Origin of the sequence: Micromonospora alfalfae (assembly GCF_022230925.1) — a bacterium.
Lineage (GTDB): Bacteria > Actinomycetota > Actinomycetes > Mycobacteriales > Micromonosporaceae > Micromonospora > Micromonospora alfalfae.
On the sequence record NZ_JAKKFH010000008.1, the window covers coordinates 546,271 to 568,627 of the forward strand.

Below are 22,357 nucleotides of genomic sequence, written 5' to 3' on the forward strand. Positions count from 1 at the left end.
CGTATCGCCAGCTACGGTGCGGCTCCTTCGAATCCCTACGGCACCTAGCGGGCTCCTGATGGGTTGGGCGGGACAGCGGCACCGCTGCTGGCGGCGGTAGCGGTCACGATGGTCGGCCTGGCGCTGGTCCAGGCGTAGTGGAGACGAAGGTCAACGAGGGGTGATCAGTGGTGCGAAATCGGCGCGAGTGAGGGGCTGGTCGGACAGCGAACCGTCGGCGCGAGGCACTCTGAGAGGTCGGCCATCACGGGAGAACGTGACGGTGGTGACGTCGTCGCGGCTGGTAAGAGTGCAGACGATCTGCCCGAAGGCGAGGACCTCGTCGCTGCGGCCGGCGTCGTCGCCGGGTTTGTCGACCACAATGCGGGCCTGGGTGCCGGTCAGTGTGACACCAGCGGCGTTGACCGCTCCCGGCAGCGCGCTGGTCAAGTCGGTGTCGCGTTCGGCCGCGGTGGGTCCGACCAGCAGATGCCGCAGTTGATCCTCGATCGTTGGCGGTCGGTCGACGCGCCGGACGAAAGAGATGATGCGGTTGTCGCGGACGAAGCAGAGCGTCTCGGCGGCAGGGCCGACTGGTGCGCTGGTGTCGGCGGGCGCGGAGCTCTGGAATGGTCCTTTCGGTGCCTGCACCACCCGGGGGGCATCATCGGTGGGAATGCTGCAGCCGGTCAGCAGCACGGCAAACGCCAGCACGACGAAATGACGATGGTTCATGGCAGGCTCTCCGGCAGAGTGACACGGAAGCAGGCGCCTCCGCCGGACCGGTCACCGACGGTGACGTGTCCGGCGTGTGCTGCGGCGTGCTGTGCGACCAGCGCGAGTCCGAGCCCTGTGCCGTCGTTTGTGCCGCGGGTGTGAGCTGCTCGTCCCCGGACGAAACGGTCGAAGATCGCCTCGCGGTCCTCGACGGGCACACCGGGTCCGTCGTCCTCGACTTCGATGATGCCGGCGCTACCGTCGCGGCCCAGCCGGACGCCTGCAGGACCGCCTCCGTAGGTCACCGCGTTGTCGAGCAGGTTCGCTAGGACCTGTGCGACACGGCGTCGCTCGACCAGCCACGTCGCCGGCACGTCGGGTGCGAGATGGACGAGCGCCGTGGGCAGGTCGAGGGCGCGGCAGGCATCGCGGGCCAGCGCGACGACGTCCACGGAGGCCCGGTGGGCGGGCTGGTCACTGCGGGCCAGGTCGATCAGGTCGTTGACGAGCCGCTGGAAACGGTCGATCTCGTCGGCGACGAGCCCGGCCGCGATGGCGGTTCGTTCGTCCTGGTGTTCCCGACGACGTGCCAGCACGCTGGCCGCCGCGGCGAGGGTCTGCAGTGGCGAGCGCAGCTCGTGGCTGACGTCGGCGGCGAAGCGCCGGTCCCGCTCGATGCGATGCGCCAGCCGGTCGACCATCTGGTTGAACGACGAGGACAACCGGGTCAGGTCGGGGTCGGTGGTCTTGTCGAGGCGGGCGGTGAAGTCACCGGCGGCGATCTTTCCAGCCGCGTCGGCGACCGCCGTCAGCGGCCGTAGCCCGTGCCGGGTGGCGTACCAGCCGAGCGCCGCGCCGGAGCCGGCGACCATGATCGCGACGGTGGTCAGCGCGAGCGCCAGAACCTGGAACGTCTGTTCCAGCTCCCGGAGCGAGTTGACCTCGAAGTACGTCGCCGACGCCGACAGGGGCACTCCGACGACCAGGACAGATTGGCCGTCGACACGTACCCGCTGCACTGCGGGCTCACCGGCCCCGACGACCCGACGCAGCTCAACCGGGATGGCAGCGGTGGTGGTGGGGTCGGCGGTACGGGCATACCACTCGCCGTTCAGGTGCAGCACCGGCCGCCGACTCCCGCCCGTGTCCAGCGACCGAAGCACCTCCACCACATCGGGGGTGTCGGTGTCGAGCCCGGCACGAACGACGGTAGCGTCGAAGTAGGCGGCGCGCAGGGCGGTGCGTTCCCGCTCGTCGAGTAGGGACCGGCGGGTCAACTCGTAGGAGACCAGGGCCATCGACGCTGAGAGCAGGAGCGCGCCGACGGCGAACGCGACAGTGACCCGGGTACGCAGTCCGAGGCGTCTCATCGTTGCAGCTTGTAGCCCAGGCCCCGCAGGGTGACCAGGTGCCGCGGGTTCGCCGGGTCTGACTCGATCTTCTGCCGCAGGCGGCCGACGTGCACATCGACGAGCCGTTCGTCGCCGCTGTCGTACCCCCAGACCCGTTCGAGCAGTTGCTGGCGGGACAGCACCCGACCGGCGTGCTCGGCCAGCTCGCACAGCAGCCGGAATTCGGTGCGGGTGACCGGTACGGGTTGTCCGGCTCGGCGCACCTCTCCCCCGTCCGGGCTGATCTCCAGCTCGCCGACCACGAGCACGGGCACGGGCTCCGGCGACTGCCCCGCGACGCCGGCACGGGCGCGGCGGCGCAGGGCGCGCAGCCGCGCGGTCAATTCCTTGATCGCCACCGGTTTGACGACATAGTCGTCGGCGCCGGCTTCAAGAGCGGCGACGATGTCGTGCGTGTCGTCGCGGGCGCTGACCACCACGATCGGCACGTCGTCGTCACGGCGCAGCTGCCTGATGCACTCGAAGCCGTCGAGGCCGGGCAGCATCAAGTCGACCAGCACGTAGTCGGCCGGGTCGCGGCGCTGCACGCGCAGGCCCTCCTCGGCCGTGGCCGCGCCGAGAGCGTCGTAGCCCTCGTCCTCGAGCGCGAGCAACAACGCCAGACGGATTCGGTCGTCGTCCTCGATCACCAGCACGGCCGTCATACCGGGAATCATCCCCACACGACCAGCTCGGCGGCCAACCGTGGCGGCCGGTTGGCAGATTTGTCACGGAACTGTCACAGATCCGCGTGGTGACCGCCAAGCCGGAACGGCAGGGTCCTAGACGACCGCGTCCGTGAAGGAGAGGGGTGTGCCCGTGACAGGGCCTCTGGCAACCACGCCGTGCACGCTGCCGCTCGTCGAGGTGTGCATCACCGAGTTCGATCTGGCCTGCCTGCCGGCGACCGGAGCAGTGTTCGACCGACTGCTGACCCTGCATCCCGCACAGGTCGTGGTCGACCTGTCCGGGTGCCGGCACATCGACGCCGCTGCCATCGGCCTCCTGCTGGATGTGCACCGGCGGCTGGCCCGCGCCGACGGCGTCCTCACCGTCCGCAATCCGAACCCGCGCATCCGACGCATCCTGCACACGGCCCGTCTGGACCAGATTCTGCCGGTCGTCGACACTGCCTCGTCGTCGTCCTGCACGCCCACGACGGGACAGGAACCCACCTCCACCCCACCGGCGTTGATCGCTCATGGCCGCGCCGCGGTAAGAGCCCCGCACTGACGATCGCCAGTGGTCTCACCTTTCCCACCATCGGGCTCGACCGCCACCCGGCAGGGAAACACCAGATTCGGGAGCCATCTCCGCTTCGGCACTGCACGAATGCCGTGTCACACAGCACCGCAAGACACGGCCCCAGGAAGGACCAGCACAATGACAGTTGTCCCAGACGACCACCTGATGACCCTGATCTGCGACACCTGCGGCGACACCGTCAAGGCCACCGCGTGCGTGCTCCCCGACGCGGAGGTCGTCTGGACCCTGGTGTCCGAACAGGGCTGGAGCGGTTCACCGTTCGCCACCGGCCCGCACCGCTGCCCGCACTGCAGCCTCCTGCCGCTCCCTGGTGGCGGCCATGCGTCGTGCGTCGACCACGGTCCTGGTGGCATCCTCGGCATCGACCACCTCGACGACGTGACCGTTGTCGCCGCCGCCGGTGACGTCGATCTCGATACCGGGGACACCCTGCGCACCGCCCTGCGTCACGCAGCCGACATGGGCGGGCACGTGGTGGTTGATCTGAGCCGAGTACACCTCATCGACTCCACCGGCCTCGGTCACCTCGTCCGCGCCCACCGCGAGGCCCGAGACCGTGGGGCCACCCTCTGCCTGGCCGCGCCGTCGCGGTTCATCCGTACCGTCCTGCACACCATGCGCCTGGACGGTGCCTTCCCCATCTTCGACAGCCCCGAAGAAGCCCTCGCCCAACTGTCGAAGGGGTCGGCTGTGGCGCAACCAACCGCAGCCGCCGCCAAGGCCACTCGTTCCTGATCGAACTCGGTCCCGAAGCGAGGGCATCTTCGTCGCCGGCAGCGACATCTGACACCCATGGGATCGGATCGTTAGGAGCCAGGGGGCGTTCGAACGCGGCTGCTGGTGCCGCGGCGGCTTTCGGGAACCGATCCCCACCTTGTGGTAGCACCCGTACTCGAAGGAGATCCGAGGCAGCCCATGAGTATCGCTGGTCTCGTCATCGCGCTCCTCGTCGGCGTCGCTATCGGCCTGCTCGGCAGGCTCGTCATTCCGGGACGCCAGGAGGCTCCGATCTGGCTGACCGTCTCCGTCGCGGTGGTCGCCGCGCTGGCGGGCAGCATCGTCGCCCGTCTCGCGGGCGTCGATACCAGCACCCTCAACCTCCTGACCCTGGTCATCCAGGTCGGTCTCGCCGGCATTGGCGTCGTGCTCGTCGTGGCCACCGCCAGGCCCGACCCATCCGACTCCCCCTGAACCGGAGACGACGCAGCGCCAGCGCCAGAGGTGAACCACAAGCACGGTCAGGCCGGATTCCGCTCAAGGTGGACGAGGAGCAGGAGTGACATTTCTTGAGTCCCACCCGGTCGCGTTCCTGACCGGCGTGAGGACGCCACCGGCTCGCCGTCCGCCATCCCTCCCGACCTCGTCACAATCCAAGGAGCTGACCATGCACATGCCATGGCCGTTGCCCGATGAGAACTGGTCCGCCGACACCTCGCACCAGGCCGCACCGGACCACGAGGACCTGAGACTTGAGGCGCTGGTTGCGCAGCGATTGAGCATCGACTGGACCACGCGGCGTCAGCAGATCACCGTCTCCGTGCAGAACCGGGTCGTCATCCTCGCTGGCGTGGTGAGTGACGCGAACGCGCGGCAGGTCGCGGCGGACCTCGCCTACGACGTGCCGGGCGTCTTCGACCTCTGCAACACACTGCGGCTCAGCGGCCCACGGCGTGGTCACCGGTGACCGACGATCACCGGTGACGCTTTCAGGGGCGGTGACAGGCTGATGGTCGTCGCTTGGCTAACGTAGTAGCCGGTGTGCCGGGAAGACTGGTCGGCGACTTCGTCACCGACCCCACGGAGGACCACGATGAGCCGCCCACCGGCGAACCGCACGCCGCTCCTGCTCAGCCGCAGGAGTTGGCCTGAGGTACGCCGGATCGGGGACATTCTCCGGACCGAAACGGTCGGTGGGGTGCTGCTGCTGATCGCCGCCGTGCTTGCCCTCGCCTGGGCGAATTCGCCCTGGTCCGCCGCGTACCGGTCGCTCGCCGACGTCACAGTGGGCCCTGCGGCGCTGCATCTGGACCTCTCGTTGGCGCAGTGGGCCGCCGATGGCCTGCTGGCGATCTTCTTCTTCGTCGCCGGGCTGGAGCTCAAGCGCGAGTTCGTCGCCGGTGACCTGCGCGAGCCCCGCCGGGCGATGCTGCCGGTCGCCGCTGCGCTCGGCGGCATGACGCTGCCGGCGCTGATCTACGTGGCGTTCAACCTCGGGGCCGGCGACGGGGCGTTGACCGGGTGGGCGATCCCGACCGCCACGGACATCGCGTTCGCCCTCGCCGTGCTCGGAGTGATCAACACGAGCCTGCCCTCGGCGATGCGCACGTTTCTGCTCACCCTCGCGGTGGTCGATGACCTGCTGGCCATTGTGATCATCGCGGTCTTCTACACCAGTACCCTGCACTTCGGGCTGCTGCTGCTCGCGCTGGCCCCGATGGCGCTGTTCGGTCTGCTGGTGCAGCGCCGGGTGCGGTCCTGGTGGCTGCTGCTGCCGCTGGCCGCCACGGCGTGGGCACTGGTGCACGCTTCCGGGGTGCATGCCACCGTCGCCGGGGTCGCGCTGGCCTTCACCGTGCCGGTGCTACGCCGCAAGCCGGGACCTGGGCCTGGCCTGGCGGAGCACTTCGAACACCGAATCCGGCCCCTGTCCGCCGGGGTCGCGGTGCCGGTGTTCGCGTTCTTCGCCGCCGGAGTCTCGGTTGCCGGGGCGGGTGGCCTCGGCGCAACCCTGACCGACTCGGTCGCCCTGGGCGTGATCATGGGATTGGTGGTGGGTAAGGCGGCGGGCGTTCTCGGTGCGACCTGGCTCGTGCAGCGGTTCACCCGGGCCCGGCTTGCGGAAGGGCTGGCCTGGTGGGACATGGTGGGGTTGGCGCTGCTGGCCGGGGTCGGTTTCACCGTGTCGCTACTGATCGGTGAATTGGCGTTCGGCGCCGGCAGCGAACGCGACGACCATTCCAAGATCGGCGTTCTGCTCGGGTCGCTGCTGTCGGCGGTGCTGGCAACCGTCGTTCTCCGCGCTCGTAATCGGCATTACCAGGGGGTCTGCGCGCTGGAGGAGCGTGACAGCGACGCCGACGGGGTGCCCGACGTCTATGAGGAGCAGCCGACCAGGACGACGCCGTCCTGATCTGGCGCTCCTGGGCTACGGCGGCCAGCCGAGCAGTCGAGCGCCGAGTACGGCTGTCTGCAGCGTGAACCGTTGGGTCGGCTCGCCGGGGTGGTAGCCGGTCAGGTCTCGGATGCGGTCGAGTCGGTAGGTGATCGCGCGGACGGACAGGTGCATCTGCCGGGCGGTTGCGGTGTGGTTGCCCTGGTTGTCGAAGAGCACGGTCAGGGTCTCCAGGTACGGCTCGGCACCGCCGCGCGCCGTGGTCAGTGGCCCGAGGACCGTGGTGACCAGGTCGGTGATGGCGTCTCGGTCACGCAGCAGCACGGGGAACACCAGCAGATCGGCGGCATTGAGGACGGGCGTGGTGAAGCCGAGCCTGACGGCGTAGTCGAGTGTGTGGCGGGCCTCGTCGAGCGACGTGGCCAGGCCCTGCACCCCGGCTTGGGTACGGCCGACGGCGATCTGCCAGTTGCCCGCGCCGAGTTCGGTGAGGAGCAGGTGGGCGAGTTCGGCCGCGATGCCGCGTAGGCCGCCGGCGCTGATGCAGACCACGTCGCCGTCGCGGAGGGTGGTGAGGGTGTTGCCTTCGCCGAACCTGGAGGCCAGTGCGGCATCGATGCGGTGCGTGATGCCGGGAGTCAGGCCGGCCGCACGGGCGATGAGGACGGTGTGGGTGGCCGACAGGCGGATGCCGTACCGGTGTGCGCGCTCGGCCAGACCTCCTGGGTCGGCACGGCCGGTGAGCAGGTCGTTGACGAATGCGGCACGTTCGTTGTCGTGGCGATCCAGCTCGGCGCGGTTCTGCCGGGTGTACCCGTCCACGGCATCGGTGAGCAGGACACGGGCGGTGTCGAGCAGCGTCTCGGCGCGGGAATGCACGGCGGCGGCGGTGTCGGTCGACGCGACCGGTGTGGCGTTCCAGTGGGCAGTGGTGGCATCCAGCAGACCGGTAAGAAGATCGGGCAGCGTCAGCCCCTCATCCGCTGCGCGGGCACCCAGGTTGACCGCTGCCTGACGCCGGGCACTGGCCGGGACGTACAGCAGATCCTGGCAGTTGGCCGCCAGCCAATTGTCGTCGCTCATGGGCTGTTCCTTGTCGGCGTGCTGGTGGCCGCCGGTAAGCGGAGGCCACCAGCCTCAGGTTTACACACCGATGTCGCGACGGTCGAACACGATGACTCCGGCGGTCGTGGTTGCGGCCCCGAGGAGCACGAGGGCGAGAAGCTCGACCGGATGCCAGCCGGTGTGCAGCGGGTCCGTGCCGATGAAGTAGTGGAACGGTGACAGCCAGCGCACCCAGTGCCACCCGTCGAGCATGCCGCCGATGGCGTTGGCCATGTAGGCGGCCAGGGCAAGGCCACCGGTGATCGCGAGGACGACAGCCCGTCTTCCGGTGGCGGCGCCAACGAGGAAGGCGATGCCAGCGAAGCTCCACACCAGGGCGACCAGGCCGGCGGACGCGGCGGCGACGTTGGACAGGGGGATGTCCATGCCGATCCAGGGAACAATGATCATCAGCAGGATCCCCGGGATGGCGGCGATCCCGGTGAGCGCGCTGCCGGCGGCGGCCACCCGTTGCCAGGCGAAAGCGGCTCGCGAGACCGGATTGGCCAGCATCAGCTCCATGCCGCCGTCCTCCTCCGGCCGAGCGATCGTGCGGGCAGTCAGCGTGATGGCGCACATCAGGACCAGCAGTGGGCCGACAAGGCTGAAGATGGTCGCCTGCAGATAGCCGGCGGGCGACAGCATGTCGGCGATGCCGAGGAAGTCCAGCATGCCCTGGGGCAGCGCGTCCTGCTTCAGCTCCGCGGCGCCCTGGAACTGGCTGTAGAACGAGGTGTAGATGGCGGTGAAAGCGGCGACGCCACCGGCCCACCCGATCAATGCCAGGCGGTCGTCACGCCAGGTCTTACGCACCAGCGCGGGAAGCATCGCCGGCTCCTTCCCCGTGGTAGTAGAACGACAGGAACGTCTCTTCCAGGTCAGGCTCGGTCGACAACATGTCGACCACCTGATGACGCGCCGCTGCCTTGATCAGCGGATCGATGCGGCCATCGACAGTGCATTTCAGCACCGGGCCGGACACCACCACGTCACTCACGCCGGGCAGGACACTGAACTCTGCCGGGTCCACCGGATCGTCGAAATGAATCTCGACGGCGCGGACCGCCCGCTTCCCCAGTGACTCAACCCGCTCGACCGCGGCCAACTCGCCGTCGCGGACGATGGCGACCCGGTCGGCCGCCTGCTGCACCTCGGCCAGGACATGAGAGGACATGAAGACGGTCTGCCCAGCACCACTGGCGTCGCGGACCATGGCCAGGAACTCCTGCTGCATGAGTGGATCCAGGCCACTGGTCGGCTCATCCAGGACCAGTACCGCCGGCCGGTGCATGAACGCCTGCACCAACCCGACCTTCTGCTTGTTGCCCTTACTCATCGTCCGTACCGAGCGCGAGAGGTCCAGGTCGAGCCGCTCCGCGAACTCGGTCACCTGCGGCCAGGCCACGCCGCCGCGCGCCGCGGCGAAGAAGCGCAGCAGGTCTTCCGCCTTGTCCCGGCCGGGAAACACGAGCTCGCCGGGCAGGTAGCCGACCTGACGGTGCAGTGCGGTCCTGTCCCTGCGCGGGTCGAGCCCGAGCACAGTCGCGTGTCCACGAGTGGGGCGCAGGAAGTCCAACAGCAGCCGGATCGTGGTGGTCTTCCCGGCTCCGTTCGGTCCCAGGAACCCCACCACCTCCCCGGCGCGAACCTCCAGGTTGAGCCCCTCGATACCCCGTCGCTGACCATAGAACTTGGTCAGGTCCTCGGTGAGCAGGGCGATGTCGCTTGTCATGCCCACATCGTCGCCGGCCTTGCTACCCGGCATCCAGGTCAGCATCCGGCCGACATGACACAGAGGCTGTTGCCGAACATCGGAAGCCAGTAGTCCGATCACAAGCCCGGGGGCCTCCGCGCCGCGACCGCCGGGAGTACTCTCACGTCAGGTGCGCCGGGAAGTCTGGTCGGCAGGTCATGTCCTGCTGCGGCTCTGGAGGCTCCGATGGGCGTTTCTGCCCTGCGCACCGAACATCTGTCCAAGCGGTACGGACGGCTGCTCGCCCTCGATGACCTCACCCTCGACGTCGCGGCGGGTGAGGTGTTCGGGTTTCTCGGCCCCAACGGTGCCGGAAAGTCAACGACGATCCGGCTGCTGCTCGGACTTGCCCGACCCACCTCCGGACGGGCCTGGGTCTTCGACACCGATGCCGCCGATGTCGCCGCGGCCCACCGCAGGCTCGCCTACGTGCCGGCGGATGTGGCGCTGTGGCCACGGATGACCGGCGCCGAGGTGCTGGACCTGCTCGCCCGCATCGGCCCCGGCACGGACACCGCCTACCGCGACGAGCTCATTCAACGATTCGCGCTGGACGTGTCCAAACCGGCCGGCACCTACTCGACGGGCAACCGGCAGAAGATCGCCCTGATCGCGGCGTTCGCCACCCGGGCGCCTCTGCTGGTGCTCGACGAGCCGACCAGTGGCTTGGACCCGCTCATGGAACTGCAGTTCCGGCATGCGGTCGGGGTCGCCCGTGACAACGGGCAGACGGTGTTCCTCAGCTCCCACCAGCTCGCCGAGGTCGAGGCGGTCTGTGACCGCGTCGGTATCCTGCGCGCCGGTGAACTGGTGGAGGTGGCGTCCGTCGCACAGCTACGTCGACTGCACCACACCGAAGTGGCCGCGACATTCACCGGCACGCCACCGAACCTCACCGGCGCCCACGGCGTCCACGGCCTGCACACAGACGGCGCCGAAACAGTGCGGTTCACCTTGAACGGCTCCCCCGCCGCGGCGCTGCGCGCCCTGGCCGACGCCGATGTGGCGACGATCGTCGTCCGGGAGCAGAGCCTGGAGGAGATCTTCCTCGCCTACTACGGGCAGAACGCCCGATGATCGCGACCATGGCGGCAGCAGCCCGCCCGGAGCGTGTGCTGAGAGGGCTCGCGGTGCGCCAGGTGCGCCGTGGTGCCCTGGTCGTGACCGCTGTGTGCGCGGGCATGTCCGCACTGGTGGTTGTCGGCTACCGCAGCGAGGCACTGGATCCGGCGGCGGTGGCGGCGCTGGCCCGCAACCCGGCGATCCGCACCCTGTTCGGCGAACCGGTCGCGCTCGACAATGCGGGCGGGTTCACGGTGTGGCGTACGGGCACCGTCCTGGCGGTCCTGCTCGGAGTGTGGGCGATGCTGGCCGCCACCCGGATCACCCGCGGGGAGGAGGACGCCGGCCGGTGGAGTCTGTTGCTGTCCGGCCGCATCACCCTCGCCGAGGCGGTCCGCCAGCACCTCGGTGTGCTGGCCGTCGTTCCGGTCCTCGTTGGAGCGGCGACCGCAGCGGCGATGATCGCTGCGGGCGTGGACACCGCGGGTTCGTTGTTGCACGGCACCGGCCTCGCCGCCGTCGGGCTCTCCTTCGTCGCCGTCGGGGGCGTCAGCGCGCAGCTGTTCGTCAGCCGTTCGGCGGCCAACGGTGCCGCAGCCGCCGTCCTGGTCGTGGGGCTCCTCACGCGGATGGTCGGCGACGGTGTGCCCGCGCTGGCCTGGCTTCGGTGGCTGTCCCCGTTCGGCCTCTTGGCGTTGACCCGCCCGTTCGACGGCAATCGAGGGTTGCCGGTGTTGGTGCTGGCGTTCGCTGCGGTGCTGCTGCTGGCGTTCGCCGGTCGGCTTGCGGCGCGGCGTGACGTCGGCGCGGCGATTCTTGCGACGCGCGGCAGTCGGCCGGCGCGTACCGCGTTGCTCGGTTCGGTGCCCGTCTTCGCAGTACGGCGCACCATGCGACCGCTGGCCGCATGGTCAGCCGGGACCTGCGCGTACTTCCTGCTCCTGGGCCTGATCGCCCGGTCCATGACCGAATTCCTTACCGGCAACCCCGATTTCGCGGCCATGGCGGCCCAGGCCGGCTTCCCGGCACTCGGCACGGTCGAGGGCTACGCGGCCACCCTGTACGCGCTGCTGGCCGTCCCGGCCGGGGTGTTCGTCGCCGTGCGGCTCGCCGCCACCGCCGCAGACGAGAACGCCCGGCGTCTCACCCTGCTGCTGGCCGCACCGGTGACCCGGGCACGGCAGTTGGCCGCCGAAGCGGCCGTCGCTGGTTGCGCCGCGCTGGTCCTGATCACTGTGGCGGGCGTCGCCATGTGGGCCGGCACGGCTACTGTCGATGCCGGCCTTGGGGCCGGTGACGCGCTCGTCGGCGCCTGGAACGTCGTGCCGGTCGTGCTGCTCTGTCTGGGAGCTGCCGTCCTGGCGCTCGGATGGACACCGCGCGCTGTCGCGGCGATCGGCGCCCTTCCGGCCGCTGGCGGGTTCCTGTGGCAGGTCCTCGCCGACAGCATCGACGCGCCCTCCTGGATCCGGGCGCTGTCCCCGTTCGCGCACCTGGCCGCGGTCCCGGCCACCGCACCGGCATGGCCGTCAGCGTTGGGGATGGTCGGCATCGCCGCAGCAGGAGTGGTCGCGGGCACGATCGGCTACCGTCGGCGTGACCTCTATGCCTGAGCGGGGTAGCCGTCGCAGCAGCCGCGATCGGCTGCCCGAGAGCCACCGAGCTTGACCAGAATCGCCGTGGTGGCGCGGCGATGGTGGCGCAGTCTCCGTCAGTGCTCACTGGCGCGGCTATCCTTGATCGAGTACGACCTGTATGCATATGTCCGCTAACTGAGGAGGGACCCGTGCCCGATCAGATCGACCTCGCCCGCCTGCGGGACGTGCTCGACGGACCGTGGGCCGCAGTCCGCAACGCGCACCGGGAGCACCTCGACGCGCGTTTCCTCCCGGTGTACGGCGAGACCGGTGACCAGGCACGGGAGCGGATCACCCGACTGCTCGGCGAACTCCCCGCCGAACTGGGCATGGCCTCTGCCTTCCCCACCGAGTACGGCGGCAGCTCCGACGTCGGCGGCTCGATCATCGCCAGTGAGATGCTGGCGCAGGTCGACCTGTCGCTGATGGTCAAGGCGGGCGTGCAGTGGGGCCTGTTCGGCGGTGCTGTCCAAGCCCTCGGCACCCGGCGGCACCACGACGCCTATCTGCGGGACATTGTCTCCGGCACTGTCTTCGGCTGCTTCGCGATGACCGAGACCGGGCACGGCTCCGACGTGCAGCAGCTGCGCACCACCTGCACGTACGACCCGCGGACGCAGACTTTCGACCTGCACACCCCGCACGAGGCGGCCCGCAAGGACTACATCGGCAACGCCGCCCGGGACGGGCGGATGGCGGTGGTCTTCGCGCAGCTGATCACGAACGGTCAGCGGCACGGCGTACACGCGTGGTTGGTGCCGATCCGCGACGAGCGGGGCAACCCGCTGCCCGGCGTGAGCATCGGCGACGCCGGGGCCAAGGCCGGCCTGCTCGGCGTTGACAACGGGCGGCTCACCTTCGAGCACGTACAGGTGCCGAGGGACATGCTTCTGGACCGCTACGGTCAGGTCGCTCAGGACGGGACGTACTCCAGCCCGATCGAGAACGACTCCCGGCGCTTCTTCACCATGCTCGGCACCCTGGTCCGCGGCCGGGTGAGCGTGGGTGGCGCGGCGTCGGCGGCCACGAAGTCGGCGCTGACCATCGCGGTGCGCTACGGCGACATCCGCCGTCAGTTCGGCACCCCCGACGCGGAACGGGAGGTGCTGCTCAACGACTATCTGGCCCACCAACGCAAGCTGCTGCCAGCCCTGGCCACCACGTACGCGCTGCACTTCGCCCAGACCGAGCTGGTCGCCGCGCTCAGCGAGGTGCAGGGCGGCGACGGGCCGGTCGACGAGCATCGGCAACGGGAGCTGGAATCCCGGGCCGCCGGCCTCAAGGCCGCGCAGACCTGGCACGCGACCCGCACCATCCAGATGTGCCGCGAGGCGTGCGGCGGCGCCGGTTACCTGGCCGAGAACCGCCTACCCAGCCTCAAGGCCGATACCGACGTCTTCACCACCTTCGAGGGCGACAACACGGTGCTGCTCCAACTGGTGGCCAAGGGGCTGCTCACCGGCCACCGGGACGCTTTCGGCTCGCTGGACGGCTGGGGCCGGGCCTCCTTCGTCGCCGAGCAGGTCCGCGAGATGGTGCTCGAACGCACCGCCGCGCGGTCGCTCATCGAGCGGCTGATCAGCGCCGTGCCAGGTCGTGACGAGGAGGTCGCCGTCACCGACCGCGGTTGGCAGCTCAAGGTTTTCGAGGACCGCGAGAGGCACCTTCTCGACGGGGCGGTCCGCCGCCTGCGCAACGGCGCGGCCACGAAGAAGGACCGGCCCTTCGACATCTTCAACGACGTCCAGGACCACGTCCTGACCGTCGCCGCCGCGCACATCGACCGGGTCACCCTGGAGGCGTTCGTCGCCGGCATCGAAGACACCCCCGACCCGGCGGTCCGGGCGCTGCTCTCGCGGCTCTGTGACCTGTACGCGCTCAGCGTCATCGAGGCCAACAAGGGGTGGTTCCTGGAGCACGGCCGGCTCACACCGGCCCGCGCCAAGGCCATCACGGGCGTGGTCAACGGTCTACTCAAGGAGCTACGCCCGCACCTGCGCACGCTCGTGGACGGTTTCGCCATCCCGGACGCCTGGCTGCACTGCGCCATCCTCAGAGAGGAACCCCAGCGGCAGGAGAGCATGGCCACCCACGACGCCGCCGACGATCCCCAGGTGGTATCGGCGTAGGAGGAAGAGTCCTGCGGCGCTGACGTCTGGGCGGAAGGCTTTCAGAAGCTGGTGACGGCCCACCCGGGTTGTCGGCGCGGTTCGTGGTGCCGGTACGCGCCGCCCGACAGGTCAAGGACCAGGTCACCCGACGAGTGCTGGACCGCTTCGCGGAGAACGGTATCAGGGTGGCGTCGGTGACGCAGAGCATCACCATTCACCCACCGCAGCCGTTGGGAACCGTGGCGGTTCCGACCAAGGGCCGTTGACGGTCTCCTCGTCGGCGGAGATGTACCGAGCGATTCTCGTCTCGGCGCGCCACAGACGAGTATGTCGCCCTCGCCGGACTCGCGGCCCTCAGCCGCGCCCTGGTGGGGATCACCGCTCGAACCCTGGCGATTCTGGATGTCGAGGTCACTCTCTCGCAGTACCGAACACTGGTCATCCTCGCCTCCCGTGGTCCGCTACGCACGGTGGACCTGGCCGCCGCGCTGCGCGTGCACCCGTCCACGGCGACGAGGACCTGTGACCGCCTGGTACGCCGGGACCTGGTGGCCCGGCAGCAGCAGTCGTCGGACCGGCGGGTGGCCCTGCTGACTCTCACCGAGGCCGGCAAGGCGCTGGTGGGCGACGTCATGCGGCACCGAACCCAGGAGATCCGGCGCCTGGTGCGAACTGTCGGCACGGAGCCCCGGACGACCGCCGAGCTGATCAACTCGTTGGTGGTGGCGGCCGGCGAGCCCACGGAAGAACAGTGGTGGCGCCATTGGGAACAGATCACTCGGTAGCTCCTGGCGCTTCACTGCCTGCCGCCGCTGCCCGACCTCAGGGCGCTCCGCAGCGGGAGGCTGAGGGCAGCCGGTCCGACTTTCCGTCATCAGACCGACCCACCCTCACCAGCGGCCGTCGGCATGTGCCGCGCCGCGAAACCCACCGGCAGCGGTGTCCATCCGACCGGCTCTTCACCGCTCCAACGGCCGCAGACGGTTGTTGACGTCGTGCACTCCCGGAACGCTCCAGGCGCGGGCGTGGGCCTCCGTGCGCACGTCGGCGCACGTAACCACGCCATCCAGGATGACCACGCGGTTCTGCACCTCGATGCAGATGCGTTCGTGACGCAACCGGGGATCCCGCTGCATGCCGTCCAGCAGCCGGCAGGCCAACCGGGCATCCTCAGAGGCTGGCTGGAACTGGACCAGCGGTGGAAGGTCGTCGGGCAGGAACCAGGGGACGTAGGTCATGATGTTCCCTCACAGGTGCCTCGGTTTCGGCGGGACGTGTTCGGCCGCTGACATACCGGCCGCTCGGGGGTAGCCGCAACTCAGCGTCGGGTTGGGGGCACCGGGTACGGCGCAGCCACCCCACGCGGGCTGAAGAACGGCGCGTAGCCGTAGTACCAGTACACGTCCTCGTAGTAGCCGGTCTCCTCGACGACCTCCGGGTCGTACGTCGGGGCCTGCTCGACCTTCTCCCGGGTGAGATCGACCCGCACTGTGTCATCGGTGACCTCGCTGACCGCCTCGACGGGGAGGAAGGTGGCGGTGGCGCCGATGCCGAGAATTCCCCCGTGCTCGACACGCAGGAACCGCACCTTGTGCTCCTCGCGATCGATCAGCAGGTCGTCGACCTTGCCCAGGTCGTCACCGTCGGCGTCGAGGACGCGCCGACCGCGCACGTCCTGCTCGGCATCCGCGATCGTCTGCCCGGAGTCACCGAGCTTGACCAGAATCGCCGTCGTGTCGTGTGGCACGAGCTGCTCCTTCCGTAGCGTCTGATCCTTATGCGCTACCCAAAGGACGGCCGGGACTAGACGACGAACCGATGACGGTTGCTGCCCACTTTCGTGACGGCTGAATGCCCGTCCGTCACTGACCCGTCGGGCGGAGAGGACGAGGAGGCCCCACCGATCCGGCGGGGCCTCCTCGTCTCAGGTGGCTCAGGAAAGCGTGTTCAGGTAGTCGGGATTGGCCTTCAGCCACTCCTCGACGGCCTTCTCCTCGTCGCCCTTGTGGGTGTTGAACATCAGGTCTTCCAGGGACGCGAGCTGCTCACCGTCCATCTTGAACTTCTTCAGCATCGCGGTGACCTCGGGGAAGTCGCCGCCGAAGCCGGTGCGGGCGAGAGTGTTGATCTGCTCGGCCTGGCCGAGGGTGCCCTTCGGATCGGCGAGGTCCTTCAACTCGTACTTGGCGTAGGCCCAGTGCGGGTGCCAGAGGGTCACCACGATCGGCTTCTTGTCGGCGATCGCGCCGTCCAAGGCCGCCAGCATCGCCGGCGTGGATGAGGTCTTCAGCTTCAGCTTGCCGTCCAGGCCGTACTCGGGGATGACCTTCTCCTGGGTGGCCTTGGTCAGACCTGCGCCCGGCTCGATGCCGATCAGCTGCCCGTCGAAGCTGCCGGCCTTGTCGGCCAGGTCGGCCAGCGAGTCGACACCCTCGACGTAGGCCGGCACCGCGATGCTCAAGCTGGCGTCGTCGTACCAGACGCCGAGCTTTTCCAGCTTGTCGCCGTACTTCTCCAGATAGGAGGCGTGTGTCTGGGGTAGCCAACTGTCCAGGAACAGGTCGATGTCGCCGTTGGCGAGACCGCCGTAGACGAGACCGGCCTCCAGGTTCTTGAGTTCGACCTCGTAGCCCTTGTCCTGCAGGATGTCCTGCCACAGGTGGGACGCGGCGATCGCCTCGTCCCAGGCCATGTAACCGATGGTGATCTTCTTGCCGTTGTCGGACGCGTCGTCCTGGTCGCCGCAGGCGGCAGCGGCGCCGAGGGCCAGGGCGGCGGTCACCGTGAGCGCGAGGGCACGCTTCAGTGTCGTGAACAAAAGGGTTGTCCTTCCTCTTTCGGGTATGCCGGCGGACTCCCGCGTACGCGGGAGAGGGATTGCCGGCGGAGAGCGAGGGGTCAGGCGGCCTGCCGCGCGAGGCGTTGCGCCCGAGCGGACGGGAGACGGTCGCCCGCCGAGTCGGTGAGGCGGTCGAGCACCACGGCGAGGATCACGACGGCGATCCCACCCTCGAAGCCGCTGCCCACCTCGACCTGCGACAACGCGAACATGATCACGTCGCCGAGGCCACCAGCGCCCACCATGCCGGCGATCACCACCATGGACAGGGCCAGCATGATGACCTGGTTGACGCCGGTCATGATCGTGGGCAGTGCCAGCGGCAGCTTCGTCCGCAGCAGCACCATCCACGGTGGCGCGCCGAAGGACTCGGCGGCCTGGACGATTTCCTTGTCGACCTGACGCAGACCCAGCTCGGTCAGGCGTACGCCGGGCGGCATGCTGAAGACCAGGGTGGCCAGCACGCCCGGCACGGTGCCGATGCCGAAGAAGAAGATCGCCGGAATGAGGTAGACGAACGCGGGCATGGTCTGCATCAGGTCCAGCACCGGCCTGGCCACCGCGGAGGCCCGCTTGTTCTCAGCGACCAGCACGCCCAGCGGGATGGCCATCAGCAACGCCAGGGTGCTGGCGACGAGCACCTGCGCGAGCGTGCTCATGGTCTCCTCCCAGTACGGCATTCCGGCCACCAGGCCGAGGCCGATCGCGGTGCCGAGGGCGAACTTCCACCCGCGCAGCCACCAGCCGAGCCCGGCGAGCACCAGTACGACCACCACCGCCGGTACGCCGGTGAGCAGGTCGTTGAGCGGTCGCACCAGCGCCTCGACCACGGTGGCGACACCGTCGAAGAACGGGCCGAGGGCGCCGGTTGCCCAGTCGACAGCGGACTCGGTCCAGGTGCCCAACGGCACCCGGGGCAGCCAACTGTCGAGCGGCGACTGCGTCAGACTCATGTCGACTCTCCCTCCGTTGCGACCAGTTCCGCCTGGCCCTGGTCCTGCGTCGGCTCGCTCGAGGTCGCGGCGGCCAGCGCACTGAGCAGGGTGATCCGGGGGATCACCCCGATCAGCCGGTCGCGCTCGTCGAGAACGGCCACCGGGTGTTGACTCTCCGCGCAGTCGCCGAAGAGGTCGGCCACCGAGGTGTCCGCAGTGACCGTGCGGACCCGCTGGGTCGATACGTAACCGTCGAGGTGGGGGCGGCCCTCGCGGAGCGCCCGCAACACCTCGTCCTCGGTGACCGTGCCGAGGAACCGCTTCATCGGACCGGTCACGTAGACCACCGAGGTTTGGCTTTCCCGCAGCGCCTTCGCGGCGACCCGGGGACCGGCGTTGACGTCCAGCACCTGCTGGGGCTTCTCCATGACCGACGCGGCGGTGAGGATCCGGGTCCGGTCGACGTCGGCGACGAACTGCGCCACGTAGTCGTTGGCCGGGTCGGTGAGGATCTCCTCGGCGGTGCCGATCTGGACGATCCGCCCGTCCCGCATCACGGCGATCCGATCGCCGAGCCGCATGGCCTCGTTGAGGTCGTGGGTGATGAAGATGATCGTCTTGCCCAGTTCGGCCTGAAGGTCCAGGAGTTGGTCCTGAATCTCCCGGCGGATGAGCGGGTCCAGTGCCGAGAACGCCTCGTCCATCAGCAGGATCTCGGTGCCGGCAGCGAGCGCCCGGGCCAGCCCGACCCGCTGCCGCATGCCGCCGGAAAGGTCGTGCGGCAGGTTGTCCGCCCACTCCGTCAGGCCCACCATGCGCAGCGCGTCCATGGCCCGCTCACGTCGCTCGGCCTTGGGCAGCCCGGCGACCTCCAGCGCGTACCCGGCGTTCTCCACCACCGTCCGGTGCGGCATGAGCGCGAAGTGCTGGAACACCATGCTGATCTTCTCGCGGCGCAGCTTGCGCAGCGCCGCCGGCTTGAGCGTGGTCAGTTCGACCCCATCGACCCGCACGCTGCCCCTGGTGGGCTGCAGCAGGCCGTTGAGCATCCGGATCAGGGTCGACTTTCCGGAACCGGAGAGGCCCATGACGACGAAGATCTCGCCTGGGCGTACCTCGAAATTCGCGTCGATCACGGCGGCCGTGGCCGACAGCCCGGCCAGTGCCTCGCCGCGGGGCCTCCCGTCCCCCAGACGTCTTACCGCTTCGTCAGCTCGACTGCCGAATATCTTGTAGAGCGACTGCACTGTGAGCGCGGACACGACCCCCCTTTCGAGACGGAAACCGGTTGGCGTATCGCGCCATGGGCGCCCTCTTCGCGTCTCATCGTCGATATCAACATCGATCACATTCAGCGGGTCACATAGGCCCGGCGGCGAAACCTACCGACGTCATCGCGACAAATCCAGTCGGCACCGCAGGTTGTGGATATGCACACAAAATTTTCACGCACCGGAACCTGATCGGCCCTCGGCAGATGTTGCACGATCCGTCGCCCAACACCCTCGGACCGCCCGACTTCTACCCGACCTGCACCGATCGTCCCGCTGGAGCGCACCTCGCCAGCGTTTTGGCGCCTAATCGCGGAGCAGTTCCAGAATTTGACGAGGTTGACAAAGAACTGTCATACAACCGTCATATTCCATCGCGGTACGATCGCGTAGTCTCACCTGCGGGATAGCGCTGCGGCTCCCGATCGCGGCTCAAGGCTCGCAGAAACAGCCTTCATTCAGGCAACGCCCAACGCATCATGGCGAGCGAACGGGCAGACGTTGGATCACGTGGTTGGTGCGCCCTCTCACCACGGTCTCCCTCGGTGACTTACTGGGGCGTCGGTATTCTTGTATTGCGCGCACGGCCTGCGCCCATTGCCCTCGACTGAGGGGCGACCGGCAGTAGCGGTGGCAGAACCTGCACTGCACCAGAACAAGATCACCTTCCAGCGGACAAAGACGTGGGAGTCCACCGACCCTGACCGGGACGCCAAGCTCGCCCGAACTGAGTACGTGAGCAGCCGCTTCCCGCAGCGAGTGTTCGCGTTCGACGAGTTCGGACCCCTGGTGATCCGGCCGCAGGCCGGTGATGGTTGCGGAGTTCATCGTCCGCGATGCGGATCTGACCGGCGGGACCCTGCTCGTACTGTCGACAGGTCCCTCCGCGCCGGCTCCACCGCAGTTGGTCACCGTGGTCCGGATGCGCAGGCGTCATCAGCGTCGCCGAGCAGATGCAAGCCGGCAATGACCTCACCTCATGGGGTGACCGCGCCAGAGTTGTCCTCGGCCAGCTCGGCGAACCAACGGCGATCGCGGCGGAACACCTCGCGGACCGTGAGCCCGGCGGTAGAGGCCACCCCGGTGACGGCCATGGTATCGAGCCGGGCCCACCGGAACGGTGGCCCGAGGCGAGAACCACCGCCGGCGGCCTGAAGGGCCAGTTGGGCCTGACCGCGCCACAGTCCTGGGCCTGGTGCTTCGAGTTCTACGAGCACGGTGCCGCCGGGGCGCAGCAGGTCGTGGCACCGGCCGAGGAGGGTGACGGGGTCACCGCCGATGCCGATGTTCCCGTCGATCAGTAGCGCGTGCGCCCAACGCCCTTCTGCGGGCAGTGGGGCGAAGACGTCTCTCTGGAGGGCGATTGCGCCTCGGGCCCGGGTCAACCGAACCGCTTGCGCGGAGATGTCGACTCCGACGGCGGTCAGTCCGGCCCGGGTGAGTGCCAGTGTGAGCCGGCCTGGACCGCAGCCAAGGTCGAGCGTCGGGCCGGTGCATCGGGCGACGAGTGCGGCCACCGCCGGTTCGGCCGGGCCGTGCCACCGGCGTACCGGCAGACGGCTGCGCCAACCGTTGTCGCAGTGCACCAGCCAGTGGTCGTCGGTGCGGCGCCGCAACGCGCTGCCGAATGCCTCGGCCGGTCTGGCCCGGATGCTACGGCTCACCGTGGGTTCCCGGGCGTCAGGCTGCGCTGAACCGCCGCGACCTGGCGGGCGAAGCGGCTGCCGGTAGCGTGCCGCGCCGGGTGGGCCGCTTTCTGGCCCCTGGACCGCCCGGGCAAGACCGTCGCGGCCCGACCAGGACGACCGTCGGCAAGCCCAGGGCGACCGTCGGCAATCACGTCGGTCGACCATGTCGGCGCATCGCTGGAAGTCGACGCGGCCACCGCCAGTGCGTCGGCCCACTCGTCGACGTCTTGAAGCAGGGGTAAGGGATCTACCCGCAAACCCGCATTGCGTAAGGCCACGATGGTGTGGTGTCCGGTCAGTGCGGTGGACATCGGCACGGCGCGAAGCACGGCGGCGTGCCGGGGGTTGTGCAGGCCCAGGGCCCACCACCCGCCGTCGATGGCAGGGCCGAGTACGGCGTCAGTCAGGGTGAGGCGGTGGGCGGCCGCATCGAGCTGCGCCGACGTCAGCTGTGGCGTGTCCATGCCGATCTGGAGCACAGGTCGACCCGGGTAGGCGTCCGCCACGTCGGCGTGGGCGTTGGCGAGACGATCGCCGAGGTCGGTGCCGCGCTGCGGCAGGATCTGCCAGCCGGCAATCGCCGCGGTCAGCTCGGCGGATTCCTCGGCGTCGGCCAGCCGACCGTGCAGGGCGAGGACGGGTGTGACGCCGGGCGTGGCGCGTACGGTGTCCAGACTGTCCAGCAGTGCCGCGGCGGCGATCCGGGCCGCCTGCAGGTGGCTGGCCGGTGGGCAGAGACGGGTCTTCACCGCCCCGGGCACGGGTGCCTTCGCCATCACCAGCAGGACTGTCACCGCGATCGCTCCACAGTGCGCAGGACCCCGGCGAAGTCCCGGGTCGCGCGGAGCGTGCCGCGTACCGAGCCGGAGACCTTCGACCGGGTGCCGGCGGCGCGGTGCGAGTACCGCACGTCGAGTTCCCGGATCCGCCAGCCCGCGGCGGCGGCGCGGATGAGTAGTTCCAACGGGTATCCGAAGGCGCGGTCGGTGACTCCGAGGCCGAGCAGCGCTTCGCGGCGGGCCACCCGAATCGGGCTGAGGTCGCGCAGCGGTATGCCCCGGTGCCGCAGCAGCGCCGCGACCAGCGCGGTGCCGGCCCGGGCATGCCACGGCCAGACACCGGCGACGACGGGCCGGCGACGACCGACCACCAGATCAGCCGACCCGTTGGCCACCGGCGCGACCAGTGCCGGGAGTTCGGTGGGATCGAAGGAGCCGTCGGCGTCGAGCACACAGACCAGGGCGCCCTGCGCCGCCTCCAGGCCGGTGTGTACGGCCGCGCCGTAGCCCCGACGCGCTTCGTGGACGACCCGGGCGCCGTGCCGGGCCGCGACCTCCGCTGAGCCGTCCCGGGAGCCGTTGTCCACCACGATCGCCCGGTAGCCGGGTGGCAGGGCGGTCAGGACGCCGGGTAGCGCCGCGGCTTCGTCGAGACACGGCAGTACCACGTCGATCGGTGATGGCATACCGGAAACGCTAGAACGCCAAGCCGC

The 22,357-nt window shown here is 69.2% G+C and carries 22 protein-coding genes and 1 pseudogene; 9 read left to right on the forward strand and 14 right to left on the reverse strand.

All coding sequences use genetic code 11. The features are described from left to right. Positions 1–150: 150 nt before the first annotated feature. Genes MED01_RS09075 through MED01_RS09085 form a run of 3 tightly spaced genes read right to left on the reverse strand, consistent with a single transcriptional unit; the run spans position 151 to position 2,752 of the window. Positions 151–714, reverse strand: a complete 564-nt coding sequence (locus tag MED01_RS09075) for a GerMN domain-containing protein (protein ID WP_238668065.1) — start codon at positions 712–714, stop codon at positions 151–153. Then, complete coding sequence (locus MED01_RS09080) at positions 711–2,066, reverse strand: sensor histidine kinase (protein WP_238668066.1); 1,356 nt, start codon at positions 2,064–2,066, stop codon at positions 711–713. The genes MED01_RS09075 and MED01_RS09080 overlap by 4 nt, the downstream gene beginning before the upstream one ends. Next, positions 2,063–2,752 carry a response regulator transcription factor gene (locus MED01_RS09085; RefSeq protein ID WP_238668067.1) on the reverse strand — a complete coding sequence of 230 codons (690 nt, stop codon included), beginning with the start codon at positions 2,750–2,752 and terminating at the stop codon, positions 2,063–2,065. The genes MED01_RS09080 and MED01_RS09085 overlap by 4 nt, the downstream gene beginning before the upstream one ends. 154 nt (positions 2,753–2,906) lie before the next feature. On the opposite strand from MED01_RS09085, the gene MED01_RS09090 reads away from it, so the two are divergent. The 5 genes from MED01_RS09090 (at position 2,907) to nhaA (ending at position 6,483) form a co-directional block, all read left to right on the forward strand. Beyond that, positions 2,907–3,320 carry an STAS domain-containing protein gene (locus MED01_RS09090; RefSeq protein WP_238668068.1) on the forward strand — a complete coding sequence of 138 codons (414 nt, stop codon included), beginning with the start codon at positions 2,907–2,909 and terminating at the stop codon, positions 3,318–3,320. Positions 3,321–3,470: 150 nt separating this feature from the next. Then, positions 3,471–4,088, forward strand: coding sequence for an STAS domain-containing protein (locus tag MED01_RS09095; RefSeq protein WP_238668069.1), 618 nt, complete (start codon positions 3,471–3,473; stop codon positions 4,086–4,088). A 180-nt stretch (positions 4,089–4,268) separates the two neighbouring features. Then, entirely contained in the window at positions 4,269–4,544 is a 276-nt protein-coding gene (locus MED01_RS09100; RefSeq protein ID WP_238668070.1) for a GlsB/YeaQ/YmgE family stress response membrane protein, read from the forward strand. A gap of 193 nt (positions 4,545–4,737) precedes the next feature. Beyond that, positions 4,738–5,037, forward strand: coding sequence for a BON domain-containing protein (locus tag MED01_RS09105; RefSeq protein ID WP_238668071.1), 300 nt, complete (start codon positions 4,738–4,740; stop codon positions 5,035–5,037). A gap of 126 nt (positions 5,038–5,163) precedes the next feature. Next, positions 5,164–6,483, forward strand: coding sequence for a Na+/H+ antiporter NhaA (gene nhaA, locus MED01_RS09110; protein WP_238668072.1), 1,320 nt, complete (start codon positions 5,164–5,166; stop codon positions 6,481–6,483). 15 nt (positions 6,484–6,498) lie between these two features. Here the strand turns inward: nhaA and MED01_RS09115 are convergent, their stop codons facing one another. Genes MED01_RS09115 through MED01_RS09125 form a run of 3 tightly spaced genes read right to left on the reverse strand, consistent with a single transcriptional unit; the run spans position 6,499 to position 9,301 of the window. Continuing rightward, positions 6,499–7,548, reverse strand: coding sequence for a PucR family transcriptional regulator (locus MED01_RS09115; protein WP_238668073.1), 1,050 nt, complete (start codon positions 7,546–7,548; stop codon positions 6,499–6,501). A gap of 60 nt (positions 7,549–7,608) precedes the next feature. Beyond that, complete coding sequence (locus MED01_RS09120; protein ID WP_238668074.1) at positions 7,609–8,397, reverse strand: efflux permease Rv1217c-related protein; 789 nt, start codon at positions 8,395–8,397, stop codon at positions 7,609–7,611. Continuing rightward, complete coding sequence (locus MED01_RS09125; protein WP_238668075.1) at positions 8,375–9,301, reverse strand: ABC transporter ATP-binding protein; 927 nt, start codon at positions 9,299–9,301, stop codon at positions 8,375–8,377. Before MED01_RS09125 ends, MED01_RS09120 begins: the two co-directional genes overlap by 23 nt. Positions 9,302–9,508: 207 nt before the next feature. Here MED01_RS09125 and MED01_RS09130 point away from each other — a divergent pair, with 207 nt between their 5' ends. The 4 genes from MED01_RS09130 (at position 9,509) to MED01_RS09145 (ending at position 14,917) form a co-directional block, all read left to right on the forward strand. Beyond that, a complete protein-coding gene (locus tag MED01_RS09130; protein WP_238668076.1) occupies positions 9,509–10,399 on the forward strand; it encodes an ABC transporter ATP-binding protein in 891 nt (296 codons plus the stop codon). Positions 10,400–10,407: 8 nt separating this feature from the next. Then, positions 10,408–11,997 (forward strand): ABC transporter permease, encoded by a 1,590-nt coding sequence (locus MED01_RS09135; RefSeq protein WP_238668077.1) that lies wholly within the window; start codon positions 10,408–10,410, stop codon positions 11,995–11,997. A gap of 173 nt (positions 11,998–12,170) precedes the next feature. Continuing rightward, positions 12,171–14,150, forward strand: coding sequence for an acyl-CoA dehydrogenase family protein (locus MED01_RS09140; RefSeq protein WP_238668078.1), 1,980 nt, complete (start codon positions 12,171–12,173; stop codon positions 14,148–14,150). A gap of 347 nt (positions 14,151–14,497) precedes the next feature. Then, positions 14,498–14,917, forward strand: coding sequence for a MarR family winged helix-turn-helix transcriptional regulator (locus MED01_RS09145; protein WP_372493619.1), 420 nt, complete (start codon positions 14,498–14,500; stop codon positions 14,915–14,917). Positions 14,918–15,091: 174 nt separating this feature from the next. Here MED01_RS09145 and MED01_RS09150 read toward each other — a convergent pair whose 3' ends face one another. The 8 genes and pseudogenes from MED01_RS09150 to MED01_RS09190 form a co-directional block, all read right to left on the reverse strand. Continuing rightward, positions 15,092–15,370, reverse strand: a complete 279-nt coding sequence (locus MED01_RS09150) for a BON domain-containing protein (protein WP_238668079.1) — start codon at positions 15,368–15,370, stop codon at positions 15,092–15,094. A gap of 80 nt (positions 15,371–15,450) precedes the next feature. Next, positions 15,451–15,879 (reverse strand): PRC-barrel domain-containing protein, encoded by a 429-nt coding sequence (locus MED01_RS09155; RefSeq protein ID WP_238668080.1) that lies wholly within the window; start codon positions 15,877–15,879, stop codon positions 15,451–15,453. Between the two features lie 186 nt (positions 15,880–16,065). Next, a complete protein-coding gene (locus tag MED01_RS09160) occupies positions 16,066–16,950 on the reverse strand; it encodes a glycine betaine ABC transporter substrate-binding protein (protein WP_238668081.1) in 885 nt (294 codons plus the stop codon). Between the two features lie 80 nt (positions 16,951–17,030). After that, on the reverse strand, positions 17,031–17,924 hold the full coding sequence (locus tag MED01_RS09165) for an ABC transporter permease (protein WP_238668082.1): 894 nt from the start codon (positions 17,922–17,924) through the stop codon (positions 17,031–17,033). Beyond that, complete coding sequence (locus MED01_RS09170; RefSeq protein ID WP_238668083.1) at positions 17,921–19,168, reverse strand: quaternary amine ABC transporter ATP-binding protein; 1,248 nt, start codon at positions 19,166–19,168, stop codon at positions 17,921–17,923. The genes MED01_RS09165 and MED01_RS09170 overlap by 4 nt, the downstream gene beginning before the upstream one ends. Positions 19,169–20,154: 986 nt before the next feature. After that, the gene (locus MED01_RS09180; RefSeq protein WP_372493612.1) at positions 20,155–20,841 is read right to left on the reverse strand and encodes a class I SAM-dependent methyltransferase; all 687 of its coding nucleotides are present in this window, start codon (positions 20,839–20,841) and stop codon (positions 20,155–20,157) included. Between the two features lie 215 nt (positions 20,842–21,056). Next, positions 21,057–21,659, reverse strand: a pseudogene (locus MED01_RS09185) (TIGR04282 family arsenosugar biosynthesis glycosyltransferase); the annotation flags it as partial. Next, positions 21,656–22,330 (reverse strand): glycosyltransferase family 2 protein, encoded by a 675-nt coding sequence (locus MED01_RS09190; RefSeq protein WP_238668085.1) that lies wholly within the window; start codon positions 22,328–22,330, stop codon positions 21,656–21,658. The gene MED01_RS09190 and the pseudogene MED01_RS09185, both read right to left, overlap by 4 nt. Positions 22,331–22,357: the final 27 nt, after the last annotated feature.

Excerpts from the sequence above, each read along its gene's own strand:
- MED01_RS09075 (WP_238668065.1), bottom strand. The coding sequence starts at position 714 with ATGAACCATCGTCATTTCGTCGTGCTGGCGTTTGCCGTGCTGCTGACC.
- MED01_RS09080 (WP_238668066.1), bottom strand. The coding sequence starts at position 2,066 with ATGAGACGCCTCGGACTGCGTACCCGGGTCACTGTCGCGTTCGCCGTC.
- MED01_RS09085 (WP_238668067.1), bottom strand. The coding sequence starts at position 2,752 with ATGACGGCCGTGCTGGTGATCGAGGACGACGACCGAATCCGTCTGGCG.
- MED01_RS09095 (WP_238668069.1), top strand. The coding sequence starts at position 3,471 with ATGACAGTTGTCCCAGACGACCACCTGATGACCCTGATCTGCGACACC.
- MED01_RS09100 (WP_238668070.1), top strand. The coding sequence starts at position 4,269 with ATGAGTATCGCTGGTCTCGTCATCGCGCTCCTCGTCGGCGTCGCTATC.
- MED01_RS09105 (WP_238668071.1), top strand. The coding sequence starts at position 4,738 with ATGCACATGCCATGGCCGTTGCCCGATGAGAACTGGTCCGCCGACACC.
- nhaA (WP_238668072.1), top strand. The coding sequence starts at position 5,164 with ATGAGCCGCCCACCGGCGAACCGCACGCCGCTCCTGCTCAGCCGCAGG.
- MED01_RS09115 (WP_238668073.1), bottom strand. The coding sequence starts at position 7,548 with ATGAGCGACGACAATTGGCTGGCGGCCAACTGCCAGGATCTGCTGTAC.
- MED01_RS09120 (WP_238668074.1), bottom strand. The coding sequence starts at position 8,397 with ATGCTTCCCGCGCTGGTGCGTAAGACCTGGCGTGACGACCGCCTGGCA.
- MED01_RS09125 (WP_238668075.1), bottom strand. The coding sequence starts at position 9,301 with ATGACAAGCGACATCGCCCTGCTCACCGAGGACCTGACCAAGTTCTAT.
- MED01_RS09130 (WP_238668076.1), top strand. The coding sequence starts at position 9,509 with ATGGGCGTTTCTGCCCTGCGCACCGAACATCTGTCCAAGCGGTACGGA.
- MED01_RS09135 (WP_238668077.1), top strand. The coding sequence starts at position 10,408 with ATGGCGGCAGCAGCCCGCCCGGAGCGTGTGCTGAGAGGGCTCGCGGTG.
- MED01_RS09150 (WP_238668079.1), bottom strand. The coding sequence starts at position 15,370 with ATGACCTACGTCCCCTGGTTCCTGCCCGACGACCTTCCACCGCTGGTC.
- MED01_RS09165 (WP_238668082.1), bottom strand. The coding sequence starts at position 17,924 with ATGAGTCTGACGCAGTCGCCGCTCGACAGTTGGCTGCCCCGGGTGCCG.
- MED01_RS09190 (WP_238668085.1), bottom strand. The coding sequence starts at position 22,330 with ATGCCATCACCGATCGACGTGGTACTGCCGTGTCTCGACGAAGCCGCG.